Genomic DNA, 15,418 nt, shown 5'->3' on the forward strand with positions numbered 1-15,418 from the left:
TTTCGAGGGTGGGGAGGGGGCAGCGCCTGGCGATGCGGTGAGCAGCGAGCGCCATCGACCCGAAGCAGGTGGCACCGCTGGCACGTCGATTGCTGTGCCGGCGCGAGGTGGCAGGTCTTGCTGTATGTCCATGCCTGCAGTCTGCGACTCGATAATCACGCGGTCGCCTGCACTTGCGCCAAACGTCGTCGTGAACTTGCCAATCACCGTTTTCCTGCCCAGAAGCGCCGACGCCAGCGTCGATGCCCGGGCCTACGACGTCCAGGCGGGAGGCGGCGAACCCCTGCACGTGCACCCGCAGGAGGCCCTGCTCATCTATGCCGAGTCAGGCGCCTACACGCTCTTCACCGAAGCTCTCGTCTGGGCACTGTTGCCAAGCCGTGCCATCTGGCTGCCGCCGGGCGTACCGAGCGGCTGGCGGGCCGGCACGCGCTCGGCGGTGCGCTTGCGGCCGCTGCACTTCCCGGTGCCGCTGCCGGCGACCTTGCCGACCGAGCCCACAGTCATCGTTGTGAGCCCGCTGCTGGCTGCCGTGATCCTGGAGCTTCGCCAGATGCAAGGGGGCGGCCAGGACACCAGGAGGGATCAGGATTCCGAGGCTGCGACCACCATCGCAGCCTTGCGGCAGACCGCGTTGCACGAGGTACGCAAGAGTTCCGCCACGGTGATGCTCAGCGTGCCCCAGCCGAAGAGCCCCGGCCTGCGCCGCGTCACCGCCATGCAACTGGCCGACCTCGCCGTCGAATGGCCGCTGGCCGCATGCGCGGACGCTGCCCATGTCAGCGTGCGAACGTTCTGCCGCGTCTTCCCGCAGGAAGCCAACGGCCTCACATGGCCAGCCTGGGTGCGGCAGGCACGGCTGATGGTGGGGCGGCAGTTGATCGAACTCGGCTCGTCCGTGAACCAGGCTGCAGCACAAGTGGGTTATGACAGCCAAAGCGCGTTTTCAGCCGCCTACCGACGGATTCATGGGCTGAGCCCGTCAGAGCACGTCGCGAAGGTGTGAGGGTTGTCATGCCTGGCGGTCTTGGGCCAGCCGGTGGAAAGCGCCGGCGCGGAGTCAGCCGGCCACAGCCCGCAGCAACAACCAAGCAGGCAAGCCCAGATACAACGCGAGCAGTCCCAGCCGTTCCAGCCAGGCGCGCACCGCCATCGCCCGCTGCGGACGCATCAGCGTGCCCGCAAACGCACCCGCCTCGATCACCACCCGCACCGCCGCCGCGCACAGCACCACACCGGCAATCCACGCCGCCCACCACAGCGCAAAGGCGGTCAGATAGGCCCACAGCCCGTAGCTGTAGAACTCCCCGAAGGCGCTGCCGTAGGCGATCTTCTGGTGCAGCTGGAAGGCGGGCACGGCCAGCAGCAGGGGCAGCAGCAGGAACTTGAAGGCCGGGTGCGCGAGACGGCTTGATGGCAGCTGAGCGCGGCTGCGGGCGTAGGCCCACCAGGATTGCGAGGGCGCTTGCTCATGCACGGGCAAGCCGAGGGCGCGGGCCAGGGCCCACGGGTCGGGCAGGGCCAGGCCGTGGGGCCAGCGTTCGCCGGAGTTCAGGTGCAGCGAAGCACCGGTGCAGGGCAGCGGCAGGCGCCAGGGTTCGATGGCGGCAATGTCGTGCAGCGGAATCTCCAGCCGCTGCGTGCCGCGTGTCAGCTCCAGCAGGCCGTCTGCAAGCGCGAGCTGCGCGGAACAGCTGCGCAGCAAGAGCCAGGCGGCTGCCTCGGGGATGAGGCACAGGGCCGTGAACGTGCGCAGCAGTGCAAAGGTGTTGCTCTGCAGCGAGCCATCGCCCCACAACCAGGCTGCGCCCATGGCCAACGCGCCGCCGCGCGAGATCAATCGCAGCAGGCCGGCCACGGCACGAGCGGCGGGTGGCAGCACGACGAGCCGCGTCGGCAGCGGGACCGGGGCATTCGCGGGCACCGCACCCAACCCACGGCGCAGCGCGGTCAGCACAGCCAGGCCGGCGAGAAAGAGGGCGGCAGCGCGGCCGACCCAGTCGCCCCAGCGGACCATGAGCGTTGGCGCGGGGTCGCGCACTGGCAAGTCGCCGATGACCAGGGTGCGCTCGCCCATGCGCGTCGCGGCGATGACCTTGCCACGGGCATCGAGGACGGCGCTGAAGCCATTGGTCGTGACGCGGAACTGCGGCAGGCGCGTCTCGATGCTGCGAAAGGCCGCGACGGCCTGGTGCAGTGCGGCGCCCTGCTCGTAGTCCGTGAACCAGGAGTCGTTGGACATCGTCAGGATGACTTGAGCACCCAGGCGTGCGCCGGCGATGGCCAGGCCGGTGTCGGTGTCGTCCAGGCAGATCAGCGGCAGCACCGGGATCTCGCGGCCATCGGCCAGGCGCAGCGGGAAGACGCGTGCGCCGCTGCCGGGCTGCCAGCTGCCGGCGCCGGGCAGCCAGCCGCGCAGCGTGTCAGCCCAGGCGGGCAGGTATTCGGTGAACGGGAAGAGCCGCGTCTTGCGATACAGGCCAGCCAAGCCGCTGCGGGGCTGCACGATGGCGGCGGCGTTGTATTCGCCAGCCTCATCGCGGTCGTAGGTGCCGAACACAAAGGGCACGCCGGCCGCGTCGACGATGGCCTGGATCTCGGCGTCCAGTTCTGCACCGGCCGCGCTCTTGGGCTGGCCGAAGCTGGTGGGGTAGACGGTCTCGGACCACAGCACCGCGTCCACATGCTGGCGCTCGACGGCGTCGTAGCTCATCGCGAAATGGGTGTCGAGCACCTCGCGCACGACGTTGCCGGCACCTTTCTCGCGGCGCAGGCGCTCGTAGTCGGTGATGTTGGATTGGACCAGGCCCATGCGCAGCGGCTTGGCCATGGCGGGCGGCTCGGGCTGCAATGCAAGGAGGCCGTAGCCGGCCAGCAACAGAGGTCCTGCAACGGCCAGTGCCAAGGGCGTGGCAAAACCATCGCGACGGCGCGCCAGTGCGGCGGCAAAGGCCTCGTTGGCCAGCAGCAGCACGACGGTCAAGCCGGTGGCGCCGCCCAGCTCGGCGGCCTGGCGCAGCAGCGGCGCGGGGTAAAGGCCGTGGCCGAAGGTGTCGCCCAGCAGATGTGGCAGCGCCCATTCGGTGGCCACCCAGGCGGCCGCGCCGGCTGCGGCAGCGAGGGCCGCGCCGTGATGGTGACGCACGACGTGGCGCACGACGGCAAAGACGAGGAACTGCGGCTGGAACAGCGGCGCCGCGATCAGCAGCAGCGCCAGGCCCGCGCCCGCGCCGATCTGTGTGTAGGCGCCCAGGGCGCTGCCGAACCAGAAGAACACGGCCGCCGTGTAGGCGACCGACATGGCCCAGGCACTGAGCAGCGTGCGGCCGAGCCGGGTTTCGGCATCCAGCGTGCGCAGCCAGGGCAGCAGGGCGACAAAGCCCAGCATCCAGGCCGAGCCGCCGCGGGCGTGGAGGCCGCAGAGCAGCGCGGCCATGACGACGCCGCTCCACCGGCTGCGGGCGAGCCGGCCGGGCCAGGCGGCGCGGATCAACGCGGGCCGTCCACCGGGGCAGGGACGGCGATGCGCCGGATGGGCAGGCCGGGCGGCGCGAGTTCGGGTGTCACGATGCGGTCGGCCGGCACGGCGACCGTGCGGCCGTTGACGACCACGGTCTGCGCGTCCGGCGAGAACATCAGCATGGGCTCGATGCGCTGGCCGTCGTCAGTGGCCTGGTGATGACGCACATAGCCCGGTGGCAGCTCGAAGCCGTCGGGCACGGCCAGGCCGATCAGGGGCGGGCGGGTGCCGGGGGGATTGAAGGCGCCCAGGCCGGTGCGCACGCCGGCCGCGTGCAGGCGCTGGATCACTTCGGCCATCGTGGGGCGTTCGCCTTCGTTGATGTAGTCGGCCAGGTCGGGCGTCGGGTCGCCGTTGGGATCACGCAGGCGCGGGATGCGAGCGGCCGGTGCCATGTTCGTTGGGGTCATGACGGCCACCGTGACGGGTGTGCTGGCTTCGGGCAGCGGCGCCGCCGGTGGCGCTGCCGCCAGTGGCGCTTGGGCAGGCAGCGCGGCGACGGGCGGCGCGGCTGCCTCGGCCGTCGGCCACCACCAGGCCAGCCCACCGGCTACCGCAGTGAGCGCGAGCACCAGCACCCACGGGGAGGGCCCCCAGGAGGTGTTTTGGCGATCACTGGGTCGCGTCATGCCAGCCTGCCCTCAGCTCAGGGGGCGGCCGGGTTGGACGTCGAGATCGCCCAGCCCATGCGCTCGTGGCCGTACTGGTTCCAGATCGGGTTCTTGCCGTTGCTGAACGAGGTGTAGCGCGCCGCGCCCGAGCCGGTGGTGCCGCCGAAGATGCCGGCGGACACGGTGCCGCCGCTGTAGGTCGGGTGCGTGTCGTCGGACTGGATGTAGTCGTAGCTGCTGCTGCTGGAGACGAACTTGGCGTTGGCGTCGCGGATGGTGGGCTTCAGCGTCGTCGTGATGCGGGTCACGTAGCTGGCCTCGCTCTCGCCGGCCACATAGCGCAGGCCGTCGGAGTCGATGACGCCGTCGCCGTTGCTGTCGTAGTCGGCGCCCATGTACTGCGCGAAGTTGTCGGCGCACTGGAATCCCTTCTGGCGCGCGTATTCGCACATCCAGTAGTTCATCGTCGCGATCTTGGGCAGGAAGCGGTCGCGCATGTTCACGGTGGCGCCGGTGCTCGCGTCCTTGCAGCTGCTCTGCGTGTTGTCGGCGTTGTAGCCGGGGTAGTGCAGGTTGGAGATCTGCTTGAGCTTCACGCCCGCGTAGGCATTGGCGTTGATGAAGTCCATCGCGGCGGCCACATAGGTCTTGCAGCTGTTCACGGCGGCGTCCATGCCTGCGTAGTTGCAGGTGCCGGTCTGGCTCTTGAAGGCCGAGCGCGCCTGCAGGCCGTCGTTGCCGCACATCTCGAAGGTGACGACGCGCGTGGACGCCGCCTGCATATAGGACTTCTCGGCCACGATCTTGTTGCTGTAGACGTCCGAGGCGACGGCGCCGGACTTGGCGCGGCGCACGCTCTCGATGTCGGCGTTCCAGAGTGCCGACAGGTATTCGGCGTTCACCGTCGGCGCGGCGTATTTGGCGGCGTTCAGCACCGAGCCGTTGTAGCCGGCGTAGATGGAGTCACCGTAGGCGACGATGCGGTATTTGGCGGTCGTGCCGGCGCGGTCGATGGTCCAGGACACGTTCTGCGTCAGCGTGCTGGCGGCGGCCGGCGTGGCGAGGCTGACGGCGGCCAGCAGCGGCAGCCCCAGTCGGCAGGCGGCGCGGCCTATGGTGCGGTGGATAGCGGCGCTAAGGGAAGTCCTCATCTGTGTCTCCTTGCTTGTGTTTTGCGACGGGAACCAACAGAGCGTCCGGCCGCGCGTCAGCACCGCCGGAACCACGAACAACATCTCACGCTAGCACCCCACCTGCGGGGTGAATCGGGGACATTCCCTCTGTGTGCGCTGCAGCAAGAGGGACAGGCGAACCCGGGTTCTTCCTCAAAGCTGGGGAGGCGCCGTCGGGCCTTCGCCGCTACGTTTGCGCTGCTCATCCATCGGTGAGCAAGGAGTCCTGCCATGGCCACCAAAAAGGGCGCCGCCGGCGCCAAGTCCGCTGCCCCCGTGCTGAAGCGCAAGTGCGGCTGCATGTCCGTTCACTACTGGCTGCTGGAGCAGCATCCGCAGTACCGCATCGCGCAGAGCGCCATGGAGCATTCCTTCATGGACTCCCGGCGCATGGCCAAGGTTGCGCCCAAGAAGCCCTACCGCATCAACGTCGTGGTTCACCTGCTGCAGTCGCCGGGCGCGCCCAAGGTCACGGCCGCGCAGGTCGCCTCCCAGATCAAGATCCTCAACCAGGATTTCCGCGCCAAGAACGCCGATCGCAACAAGGCGCCCGTCGTCTGGAAGGGCCTGGTCGCGGACCCCATGATCGAGTTCCAGCTGGCGACCAAGGATCCCAAGGGCAAGCCGACCACCGGCATCCTGCAGGTGCCGACCAAGGAGACGGCTTTCGGTCAGAACGACTCGATGAAGGATCCCAAGCGCGGCGGCAGCGCGCCCTGGCCGGCCGCCCGCTACCTGAACATCTGGGTCTGTCCGCTCAAGGATGGGCTGCTCGGCTATGCGCAGTTCCCCGGTGGCCCGGCGGCGACCGACGGCGTCGTCATCTCCGTCAACGCCTTCGGCACCGGTGGCACGGCAAAGGCGCCGTTCAACAAGGGCCGCACCGCCACCCACGAGATCGGCCACTTCTTCAACCTGCGCCACATCTGGGGCGACACGCCGGACTGCAGCGGCGGCGACGGTGTCGACGACACGCCCAATGCGGAAGGCCCCAATTTCGGCGCGCCGGGCTTCCCCAGTGTCAGCTGCCAGAACGGCCCCAACGGCGACATGTTCATGAACTACATGGACTATGTCGACGACGTCGCCATGTTCATGTTCACGCCAGAGCAGGTGGCGCGCATGCACAGTGCGCTGGACGGCCCGCGAAAGTCGCTCATCACATGAACAAGCAGCAACTCCTTGGCGCCTGGGTGCATGCGCACGAGCGCGACAGCGCGGGTGCCAGCGTCTTCGTCGACGCCGCTGAATCCCTGCCACCCAGCCGTGGCCGTCAGCGGCTGACCTTCCTGGAAGACGGGCGCTTCGAGGAGGGGCGGCCGGGCGCCGACGACAAGGCGGTCCAGTCGGGCGGCACCTACGAGTTCGACGGCAAGCGCCTGCTGCTGCACCGCAGCGGTTTCGCGACCGCCACCTTCGAGGCATCGCGCAGCGAAGACGGCGCCAACCTGCGGCTGAAGAAGCTGGAAGGCTGACGCGCCTCGCTCGCCTCAGTACAGCCGGATCGCCGAGTCGAAATGCCAGGTGCGGCGGATCTCGACGACGTCGTATTCGCGTGCCAGGGCCGGCGGGAAGGCCGGGTAGTTGGCCTGGCTCTCGATGACGCGGCGGATCGCGTCGTCCAGGGCCGGCACGCCGCTCGAGCGGTAGAAGCTGACGGACTCGACCGTGCCGTCGGCGCGGATGGCGACCGTCACCAGCGGGTCGGTGTAGGGCTGCTTCAGCGTGTCTCGCACCAGGTCGAAAGTCTGGTTGAGCTGGATCTTGCGCGCCCAGGCCTCGGCGTAGAGCACCATCTCCGCGTTGGCATCGGTGCGGCCGAACAGGCGGCCGCGGCGGGCGCTGCTCCAGGAGGACGGCAGGTTGGAGGGGGCCTGGCGTGCCGCATCACGTTTGGCGGCTTCCTCGTTCAGCTGCTGGCCGATGGCGCGCAACTTCGCTTCGCGTTGCTCCTCGACGGCCCTGGCCTCGGCCAGCTTGGCGGCCGCGGCGCGGGCGGCTTCCTGGCGAGCGGCCTCCTGGCGACCCGCTTCCTGCCTGGCTGCTTCCTGCCTGGCGGACTCGGCGGCTTGGCGGGCGGCTTCAGCACGCGCCGCTTCCTGGCGCACGGCCTCCTGGCGGGCCGCCTCTTGCCGAGCGGTTTCCGCGCGAGCCGCTTCGGTGCGCGCGCTCTCCTGCCGGGCCGCTTCCTGTTGGGCGGCGGCCCGACGTTCCGCCTCCAGGCGCGTCGCGTCCGCCTTCGCGGCGGCCTGGCGCTGGGCCTCGGCGCGTTCAGCCTCCAGCCTTGCCGCCTCGGCACGGGCCGCGGCCTCCTGACGCGCGGCCTCCTTGCGAATCGCGTCCTGCCGGCTGGCTTCCTGCTTCGCCGCTTCCAGGCGCTCCGCCTCGGCCAGTCTTTCCGTCTGCTGCTGGGCCTGTTGCTGGGTCTCGCGTCGGGCGCGGTCGAGCTGGGCCAGTTCCGCGGCGCGCTCGCGGGCTTCACGATCCAGGGCGGCCCGGGCCGTGTCATCGCGGGTCAGCGTGGTCAGGGCGCTGGACGCTGCGGACAGCGCGGCGATGACGGGCGCCGACGCGGGCAGGGCGGCCGGTACGGCCCAGTTCGTCTCGGTCGGCTTCTCCACGGCGATGACGGCGGTGGCCGGCGGCGGCGCGGGTGGCGCCAGTGCGGGGGCCTCGGGCGCTGCTGCCGGTTCGGCGTGGGGCTCCGTGCTTGATGTCGGCGCGGTGACGGGCTCCGGGGGCGGGACAGCAGGCACTTCGATCGCCGGCGTGAGCAGCACGACACGCAGGTCGGGCACTTCGGCGCGCCGGGCCTGCCAGGGCAGGCTCAGGCCGGGCAGGCCCAGGCCTTCACCGCCGAAGGTCAGGCTCAGCAGCAGAGCATGGAAAAGCAGCGAGATCCCCCAGGCGAGCCCAGGGCGGGAGGGCGCGCGCCGCCGCGGCCAGGGGGCGAGCGTCGGTACGCGGCTGGGATCGGAGGACCAACGGCTCAAGCCGGCCCCATCAGGCGGGGGCGGTTCAGCTCGGAGCAGGCCAGGCAGCGCATGCGCCCATTGTCGTCAGACGTGCTGGTCGATCAGCACCGGGTTGCCATCAGGGTCGGTCAGCGAGATATGGCCCGGCCCCGTGGATGCGGGGTCGGCCGCCTGGTCCAGCGCCAGGCCCTGGGCCTGCAGCCGGGCCTGGATCTGCCTCACGTCGAGGAAGGCCGGCAGCGCCTGGGCATTGCTGTCCCAACCGGGGTTGAAGGTCAGCATGTTCTTGTCGAACATGCCCTGGAAGAGGCCGATGACGGTCGCTCCGTTCTTCAGGATGAGCCAGCGCTGGTCCTGGTTGCCGCCGAAGACGCTGAAGCCCAGCGCCTCGTAGAAGGCGCGGGAGGCCGCGATGTCCTTGACCGCGAGGCTGATCGAGAAGGCACCCAGTTCCATGGCGAATCCTTGGCGAGCTTGAAGCCGCAGGGTATCGCCAAGGACTCAGTTCGGATTGCCGGTCTGCGAGGTCACGTTGTCGCCCGTCTTGGGCACCTGGCAGCCGTTGAAGCTGATGGCGACCGACTGGCCCCAGTCGAGGGAGTCGGCCTGCACCTGGAAGTGCAGATGCGGCCCGGTCGTGCGGCCGGTGTTGTCGCTCAGCGCGATGACGGTGCCGGCCTCGACCTTGTCGTTCTCCTTGACCTTGACGCTGTTGGGCGTCAGGTGGAAGTACCAGCTCGTGAGGCCGCCCAGGTGGCGGATGCGCACCGTGTTGCCCCAGTTGTCCTGGCTGCCGCCGGGGAAGGGCTGGTTGGTGGCCGTCGTGGGCGACGAGGGGTCGTAGGTTGTCGTCTGGCTCTGGCGCACCCACTCGACGGTGCCGGCACGCGCCGCGCGGACTTCGGTGCCGGAATCCATCATGAAGTCGAAGGCAAAGGCCTGGCTGCCGTTGTGCGAGCCCGGTGGCGGGCTGTTGTTGCCCTGGCCCACGTTGCGCGTGACGCCGTTCTTCCAGGGGTAGTGGTAGGCACCCTGGGCCTCTTCCTGCATCTTCAGGAAGCCCAGGCGAAGGCCCTTGCCGAAATAGGCCATGTCCTCGGTCGCGAGGTCGATCCAGCAGCGCCGGTGCACCCAGTACTGCGTGCCCGAGCCGGGGCGCCACACGGCGGCGTAGCTGCCGCCGTCCGACGACATCGTCTTCAGCCGCAGGCCTTGCGGGAAATAGGTGGCGTCCTTGGCCTCCATGGCGGCGCCGTTCATGCCCCAGTGGATCCACTGCGTGCCGCTGCCCGGCTGCCACACGGCGGCGAGCTTGCCGTTGTCCAGCTCGATCTGCGTGACGCGCAGGCCGGCCTTGAAATAAGGCGCGTCCTTGGCCTTGAACTGGTCGCCAGTCAGGTCCCAGTGCACCCACTGGGTGCCGCTGCCCGGGCGCCAGGCGGCGGCGAAGCGGCCGTTGTGCAGGGAGAAGGCGGCGATGCGCAGGCCCTGCTTGAAATAGGCCGTGTCCTTGGCCTTGAAGTCGGCCGCGCTCATGTCCCAGTGCACCCATTGCGTGCCGCTGCCGGGCTGCCAGACGGCGGTCAGCTTGCCGTCCCGCACGGTCAGCGACACGATGCGCAGGCCCTGCTTGAAGTAGTCCATGTCGGCCGTCTTGAACTCGTCGGGCGACACGCCGGCCTTGACCCATTGCGTGCCGGTGCCGGGGCGCCAGACGGCGACATAGCCGTCGGCCAGGGCCTGAGAGGCGGACAGCGCGGCGGCGGCCAGCAGGGCGGCCGCCAGGACATGACGCTTGGACATCGTCGGCTCCTTGTTCTGCCAGGGGGCCGGATCAGTATCTGGACAGGCGCGCCACGCGCCAATCGTGGAATTAGGGAAGGGTTGGTGCGGGGGCTTGTCGCAATCGGGGCCGCCATGGCGTCTGTTCCATAAGCCCGACAGTTTTCGGAGATTCCATGATGGCCTCCCTGCCCGATCCCCGCCGCCTGCTGACCCTCGATGCGCTGTTCGCGCGCCGCCGTCCGGCGCGGGTCGAGCGTGAGGAGCCGCCGCTGACGCGCATGCCCGACGACGCCGACGTGCTGATGATGCAGGCGATGGCCAGCACCCAGATCGGCCGCCTGGCCGCCGAGGTGGCGCTGGAGGAGGGTGGCCGCCGCCAGTACGCGGCCCGCGGCGAGAGCCAGGTGGTGGAGGCCCGGCGCGGCTGAATTCAGAGGGCGGTCGGCAGCGCCTCGCCGCGCCGCCAGGCCTCGACGTTGGCGATGAAGTTTTCCACCGTCGCGCGGATGGACTGCGGCGACCAGCCGGCCACATGGGGCGTCAGGATGACGTTGTCCAGGCCCAGCAGCTCCTCGGGCGGCCGGGGTTCGCTCTCGTAGACATCCAGGGCCGCGCCGGCGATCTGGCCGGCCCTCAGCGCCGCGGCCAGGGCGGCCGTGTCCACGCAGCTGCCGCGCGAGATGTTGACGACATGGCCCCCCGGGCCCAGGGTGGCCAGCACCTGCGCATTGACGATGTGCCGGGTTGCGGCGCCGCCGGGCGTGGCGACGACGAGGTCGTCGGCCCAGGCGGCCAGGCTGGCCACGCTGTCGAACCAGGTCGCGTCGCCAGCACCCTCGCGCGGGCGGCGGTTGTGATAACCGATGACCATGCCGAAGGCGGCGGCGCGCGTGGCGATCTTGAGGCCGATGCCGCCCATGCCGATGACGCCGAGGCGCCGGCCCTTGAAGTTGGGAAACAGCGGCAGCGCATCGCGCCAGATGCCGGCGCGCAGGGCCACGCCCTGCTGGGGCAGGGCGCGCACGCTGGCCAGCAGCAGCGCCAACGCGTGGTCGGCCACGCAGTCGTCATTGGTGCCGGCGCCGTTGCAGACGAGCACGCCGCKCGCCTTGGCCGCCGCCACGTCGAGGTTCTCGTAGCCAGCGCCCTGGGCGGCCAGCAGCTTCAGCTGGGGGCAGGCGGCGATCTCGGCGGCGGTGAAGCCGACCGAGCCATTGGTCAGCACCAGCTCGATGTCGGCGCCGCGGGCCGCGATGGCGGCGGCACGCGCGGCGGGGTCCAGCGCCTCGATGACGGCGAAGCGCTGCAGCAGCAGGGCCTTGTGTTCGGCGGCGATCGGGACGAGGAGGAGCAGGGTGTTCATGGGCGGGGCTGGCGAATCAGAATGCGCCCATCATGGCTGAATCTCTTGAGCCGGCGGCGCCTCTGACGAATGGCGCGGGCCGGCCGAGCACCCACAATCCGCCCACTTGAAAATTTCCCGCCCCACCATGAAACGACTGCTGCTTCCCGCGCTGCTCGCGGCGACGCTGGCCCATGCGGCCAACGAGACGCCGCTCGACGCCCTGCCCTACACGCCCAGCCTGGACGTGACGGCCATGGACCGCACGGTTGACCCCTGCGACGACCTCTACAAGTTCGCCTGCGGTTCCTGGACCCAGACCAACCCCATCCCGGCAGACCAGTCGCGCTGGTCGGTCTACGCCAAGATGGCCAACGAGAACCAGCGCTACCTCTGGGGCGTGCTGAACAAGCTGGGCACGCCGGGCGCCGAGCGCACGGCCACCCAGGTCAAGCTGGGCGACTACTTCGCTGCCTGCATGGACGAAGGCGCCGTGCAGGCCGCCGGCCTGACGGGCCTGCAACCGCTGCTCGACCGCATCGCCGCGCTGAAGGACAAGCAGGCCCTGCCAGCCCTGCTGGCCGAGCTGCAGCAGGCGGCCGGCAATGACCGCTTCTTCTTCGGCTTCAGCGCCGGCCAGGATTTCGCCGACGCGACGCGCCAGATCGCCTTCGCCTCGGCCGGCGGCCTGGGCCTGCCCGATCGCGACTACTACCTGAAGCGCGACGACAAGACGCTCAAGATCCGCACCGCCTACGAGGCCCATGTGGCCCGCCTCTTCGAGCTGCTGGGCGACTCGCCCGCGGCCGCCAAGACGGGGGCACGCAGCGTGCTCGCCACCGAGACGATGCTGGCCAAGGCGTCGCTCAGCAAGGTCGACAAGCGCGACCCCTACAAGACCTTCCACGTCGTCGATGCGCGCGGCCTGAAGGCGCTCGTTCCCGGTTTCGACTGGGCCAGCTACCAGGCCGCACTCGGCAGCGCGCCCTGGCATGCCCGCTACAACGTCACCGAGCCGGCCTTCTTCAAGGCGCTGGGCGCGCGGCTCAAGGCCATGAGCCTGGCCGACCTGAAGACCTATCTGCGCTGGCAGCTGGCCAGCAGCCTGGCGCCGGCGCTGGACAACGGCTTCGTGCAGGCCAACTTCGACTTCTACGGCCAGACGCTGACCGGCACGCCGCAGCTGAAGCCGCGCTGGAAGCGCTGCGTGCAGCTCGTCGACGCCCAGCTCGGCGAGGCCCTGGGCCAGGAGTTCGTCGCGCGCAACTTCACGCCCGATCTGAAGGCCGCCACGGTGCAGATGACGGACGAGATCGAGGCCGCGATGGCGCGCAGCATCGACGGCCTGAGCTGGATGAGCGCCGAGACCAAGGCGCGCGCCCACGAGAAGCTCAAGGCCATCGTCAACAAGGTGGGCTACCCCGAGCGCTGGCGCGACTACACGGCCTTTGCCGTGAAGCCCGGCGACTTCCTCGGCAACGCCATGCGCGGCAATGTCTTCGAGGCCAGGCGCCGCCTGGCCAAGATCGGCCAGCCGCTGGACCGCGGCGAATGGAGCATGACGCCGCAGACGGTGAATGCCTATTACGACGCGCAGATGAACGACATCAACTTCCCCGCCGGCGTGCTGCAGGCGCCGCTGTATGACGCCGCACTCGATGAAGCGCCCAACTATGGCAACACCGGCGGCACCATCGGCCACGAGCTGACGCATGGCTTCGACGACGAAGGCCGCCAGTTCGACGCCCAGGGCAATCTGAAGAACTGGTGGACCAAGAAGGACGGCCAGGCCTTCGAGAAGCGTGCCGCCTGCGTGTCCGACCAGTACGCCACCTACACCGTCGTCGACGACATCAAGATCAACTCCAAGCTGACGCTGGGCGAAGACCTCGCCGATCTCGGCGGGCTCATCCTGGCCTGGGAGGCCTGGAAGGTGCACATGACCGGCAAGACGCTGGAGAACCGCGACGGCCTGACGCCCGAGCAGCGCTTCTTCGTCGGCTTCGCTCAGTGGGACTGCGCCGATGCCCGCCCCGAGGCGCTGCGCGTGCAAGCCAAGGTCGACCCGCATTCGCCGGCCCGCTGGCGCATCAACGGCGTCGTCGTCAACATGCCGGAGTTCGAGAAGGCTTTTGCCTGCAAGCCGGGCGCCAAGCTGGTGAAGAAGGCGGGAGAGCACTGCAAGGTGTGGTGAGGCTCGTGCAGATAGCCTGCGCGTTTGCGCTGGGCAACGCTTGGGCGCGCGCCATCGCGGCGCCCGGCGTGCCGCGTGCAGACCGGGGGGCTCGGGTCACGGCATGAGTCGCCCACTCCGCCCGCCCCATGCCCGTGTTTTGTTCGAATTGCTGGCCAGCAGGGCAGACGGGACCGTGAAGTGCGTACTTTCGGGGTATCGGCCTGTCTACGACGTCAGGCCGGACTGCTGGACCAGCGTGCATCACGAATTCGAGGCCGACAGCGAAGTCCGGACGGGCGGCCAAGCTTCGGCGGACATCTGGTTTGTTTCACCAGAAGCCTATCCGGGTGTGTTGTGGCCCGGCCGGGTTCTTCGCGTCGCTGAGGGCTCTCGAATCGTTGGCAAGGCAACCATCGAGCAGGTCTTCGATGCGGGTCTCATGAGGCCGGTTGACTTGTAGTACCTCTTTGCAGCGATTGCTGCCTGTCGCGTGCATCGCCTCGGAGGTCAGGTTTCGGCCAGGAGCGGTCTCCGAAGAATGGCAGTTGTCGGGTAGGCTGCCGGAGCTTTCCTGGAGGTCAAAGGCACATGGATCATCTACGGCGAGTCACCGAACGGGTTTCAAGACTGGGACATCCAGATGATGCAGATACGCCTCGTCCGCTGCTTAGCCTGGAGGAGTTCTTCACTGGCAATACGTGCGTCGGAAGCATCGGCTGCAATCTTCCATCCGCTCCTAGTCCGGACGAAATCCATCAAGCGCTGAAACGCATCGCCGAGCGGCCAGACGTCGCGGACGTCCGCGTTCAGATTACCCAGTTCGATGACCCGGACTGGCCGTTTTCCGACACGGTCTTCATCTTCACAACCTCTACGCCGGAAGACGTCTTGGAATGGTTTCCTGAGGATCTGGCGCCTGATGAGACATGGGACGGCTTTGACCCCTCTGTCCGTTATGAGCCCTATGCCGTGCCGAAGGGAACCCGACCGATCGCATGCTGGTGGGACTGAGACTTGACGCCCGCAACCGGCCAGGAGCTGCCAGTCGCTAGCGATGGCTTTCGTACCTCGGCCAGCGACTGCGCTACTCGCTGCCCTGCCGCAGCGGCCTGCGCTGGCCCTCAAGGCAATCTCGGGCGCAATGTCAACACCTGCGCCTGACTTGGCCCCTTCGCCACCCCGAGCAAGCGGCGAGACTTGATCTTTCCAGTCGATGAGGAGGCGGGGATGTGCGCGTCGGCTCTGTGGCGTCCGCGCAGAGCAGCAGGCGGGCTGAAGCGGGCCTGGTCGTGCTGCTGGTCCCGGCATCGGCTGTCCTTGGTGAAGGGCTGCTTTCAGGTTTCCCATCGATCGGTTCGTCGCCCAAGCGGCCCTATATGTGATGGCCGGACGCATACGGCAAGATCGCGGGTTTGCGCCAAGTACTGGACGCCGCGGCCGCAGCGGCAGCGCGACGACCGCGGCGATTTCGGGGAGCGGGGCGACAGAGCGCAGCTTCCCTACGAAGGCCGTCCAGAACTCCCCGCATTCAGCAGCGAGCACCGCTTCTAGAGTCGTCTACCGTGAAGACGCTCGCTGGCAAGATCGATGAAGGGCCCGTTGTGGATGATCTGGCCTTTTGGGCCTGCGTTCTTGACGTCGCCGAAGCGCAACTCGAATTCGTGGTGCGCATGGTGGGCCGTGATGCGAACGCTGTCGCACGCTACATGGTGATGATCAGGCAGCTGAGCATCCACGGTCACTAGCTCCTGCTCAGGGACACCAGAATGACGCCTGGTCGATCGGGTGCATCAATCGCATCACCGGCGCCTTGCAACATCTGAGCCTCTGGCTGGCC

14 protein-coding genes are annotated in these 15,418 nt (G+C 68.8%); 7 read left to right on the top strand and 7 right to left on the bottom strand.

The genetic code is table 11. The annotated features are described in order from the left end of the window. Positions 1-190 precede the first annotated feature (190 nt). Complete coding sequence (locus AC1DW3_RS00355; protein WP_477927557.1) at positions 191-1,006, top strand: AraC family transcriptional regulator; 816 nt, start codon at positions 191-193, stop codon at positions 1,004-1,006. 54 nt (positions 1,007-1,060) lie between these two features. On the opposite strand, the gene lnt is transcribed toward AC1DW3_RS00355, so the two are convergent. From lnt to AC1DW3_RS00370, 3 genes are read right to left on the bottom strand one after another with little or no spacing between them, the layout of a single operon-like run. After that, positions 1,061-3,493, bottom strand: coding sequence for an apolipoprotein N-acyltransferase (gene lnt / locus AC1DW3_RS00360; RefSeq protein ID WP_477927559.1), 2,433 nt, complete (start codon positions 3,491-3,493; stop codon positions 1,061-1,063). Further along, the gene (locus AC1DW3_RS00365) at positions 3,490-4,149 is read right to left on the bottom strand and encodes a hypothetical protein (RefSeq protein ID WP_477927561.1); all 660 of its coding nucleotides are present in this window, start codon (positions 4,147-4,149) and stop codon (positions 3,490-3,492) included. Before AC1DW3_RS00365 ends, lnt begins: the two co-directional genes overlap by 4 nt. Positions 4,150-4,166: 17 nt before the next feature. Next, on the bottom strand, positions 4,167-5,282 hold the full coding sequence (locus tag AC1DW3_RS00370; protein ID WP_477927563.1) for an SGNH/GDSL hydrolase family protein: 1,116 nt from the start codon (positions 5,280-5,282) through the stop codon (positions 4,167-4,169). A 252-nt stretch (positions 5,283-5,534) separates the two neighbouring features. On the opposite strand from AC1DW3_RS00370, the gene AC1DW3_RS00375 reads away from it, so the two are divergent. Together AC1DW3_RS00375 and AC1DW3_RS00380 are read left to right on the top strand one after the other, a co-directional pair. Continuing rightward, the gene (locus AC1DW3_RS00375) at positions 5,535-6,470 is read left to right on the top strand and encodes a zinc metalloprotease (RefSeq protein ID WP_477927565.1); all 936 of its coding nucleotides are present in this window, start codon (positions 5,535-5,537) and stop codon (positions 6,468-6,470) included. Next, a complete protein-coding gene (locus tag AC1DW3_RS00380) occupies positions 6,467-6,778 on the top strand; it encodes a hypothetical protein (RefSeq protein ID WP_477927567.1) in 312 nt (103 codons plus the stop codon). The genes AC1DW3_RS00375 and AC1DW3_RS00380 overlap by 4 nt, the downstream gene beginning before the upstream one ends. Before the next feature lie 15 nt (positions 6,779-6,793). On the opposite strand, the gene AC1DW3_RS00385 is transcribed toward AC1DW3_RS00380, so the two are convergent. The 3 genes from AC1DW3_RS00385 to AC1DW3_RS00395 form a co-directional block, all read right to left on the bottom strand. Beyond that, positions 6,794-8,296, bottom strand: a complete 1,503-nt coding sequence (locus tag AC1DW3_RS00385) for a TonB C-terminal domain-containing protein (RefSeq protein WP_477927569.1) — start codon at positions 8,294-8,296, stop codon at positions 6,794-6,796. A gap of 66 nt (positions 8,297-8,362) precedes the next feature. Next, on the bottom strand, positions 8,363-8,734 hold the full coding sequence (locus AC1DW3_RS00390; RefSeq protein ID WP_477927571.1) for a VOC family protein: 372 nt from the start codon (positions 8,732-8,734) through the stop codon (positions 8,363-8,365). 45 nt (positions 8,735-8,779) lie between these two features. Next, on the bottom strand, positions 8,780-10,081 hold the full coding sequence (locus tag AC1DW3_RS00395; protein ID WP_477927573.1) for a M23 family metallopeptidase: 1,302 nt from the start codon (positions 10,079-10,081) through the stop codon (positions 8,780-8,782). A gap of 155 nt (positions 10,082-10,236) precedes the next feature. On the opposite strand from AC1DW3_RS00395, the gene AC1DW3_RS00400 reads away from it, so the two are divergent. Further along, positions 10,237-10,491, top strand: coding sequence for a hypothetical protein (locus tag AC1DW3_RS00400; protein ID WP_477927575.1), 255 nt, complete (start codon positions 10,237-10,239; stop codon positions 10,489-10,491). Positions 10,492-10,493: 2 nt separating this feature from the next. On the opposite strand, the gene AC1DW3_RS00405 is transcribed toward AC1DW3_RS00400, so the two are convergent. After that, positions 10,494-11,426 (bottom strand): NAD(P)-dependent oxidoreductase, encoded by a 933-nt coding sequence (locus AC1DW3_RS00405; RefSeq protein WP_477927577.1) that lies wholly within the window; start codon positions 11,424-11,426, stop codon positions 10,494-10,496. Positions 11,427-11,553: 127 nt separating this feature from the next. Here AC1DW3_RS00405 and AC1DW3_RS00410 point away from each other — a divergent pair, with 127 nt between their 5' ends. The 3 genes from AC1DW3_RS00410 to AC1DW3_RS00420 all read left to right on the top strand — a co-directional run bounded on the left by AC1DW3_RS00410 (position 11,554) and on the right by AC1DW3_RS00420 (position 15,326). Further along, on the top strand, positions 11,554-13,599 hold the full coding sequence (locus AC1DW3_RS00410; protein ID WP_477927579.1) for a M13 family metallopeptidase: 2,046 nt from the start codon (positions 11,554-11,556) through the stop codon (positions 13,597-13,599). Between the two features lie 570 nt (positions 13,600-14,169). Next, on the top strand, positions 14,170-14,592 hold the full coding sequence (locus AC1DW3_RS00415; protein ID WP_477927581.1) for a hypothetical protein: 423 nt from the start codon (positions 14,170-14,172) through the stop codon (positions 14,590-14,592). A gap of 551 nt (positions 14,593-15,143) precedes the next feature. Further along, positions 15,144-15,326 (top strand): hypothetical protein, encoded by a 183-nt coding sequence (locus tag AC1DW3_RS00420; RefSeq protein WP_477927583.1) that lies wholly within the window; start codon positions 15,144-15,146, stop codon positions 15,324-15,326. Positions 15,327-15,418: the final 92 nt, after the last annotated feature.

The sequence above is a fragment of the Roseateles sp. P2_H4 genome (genome assembly GCF_056403315.1).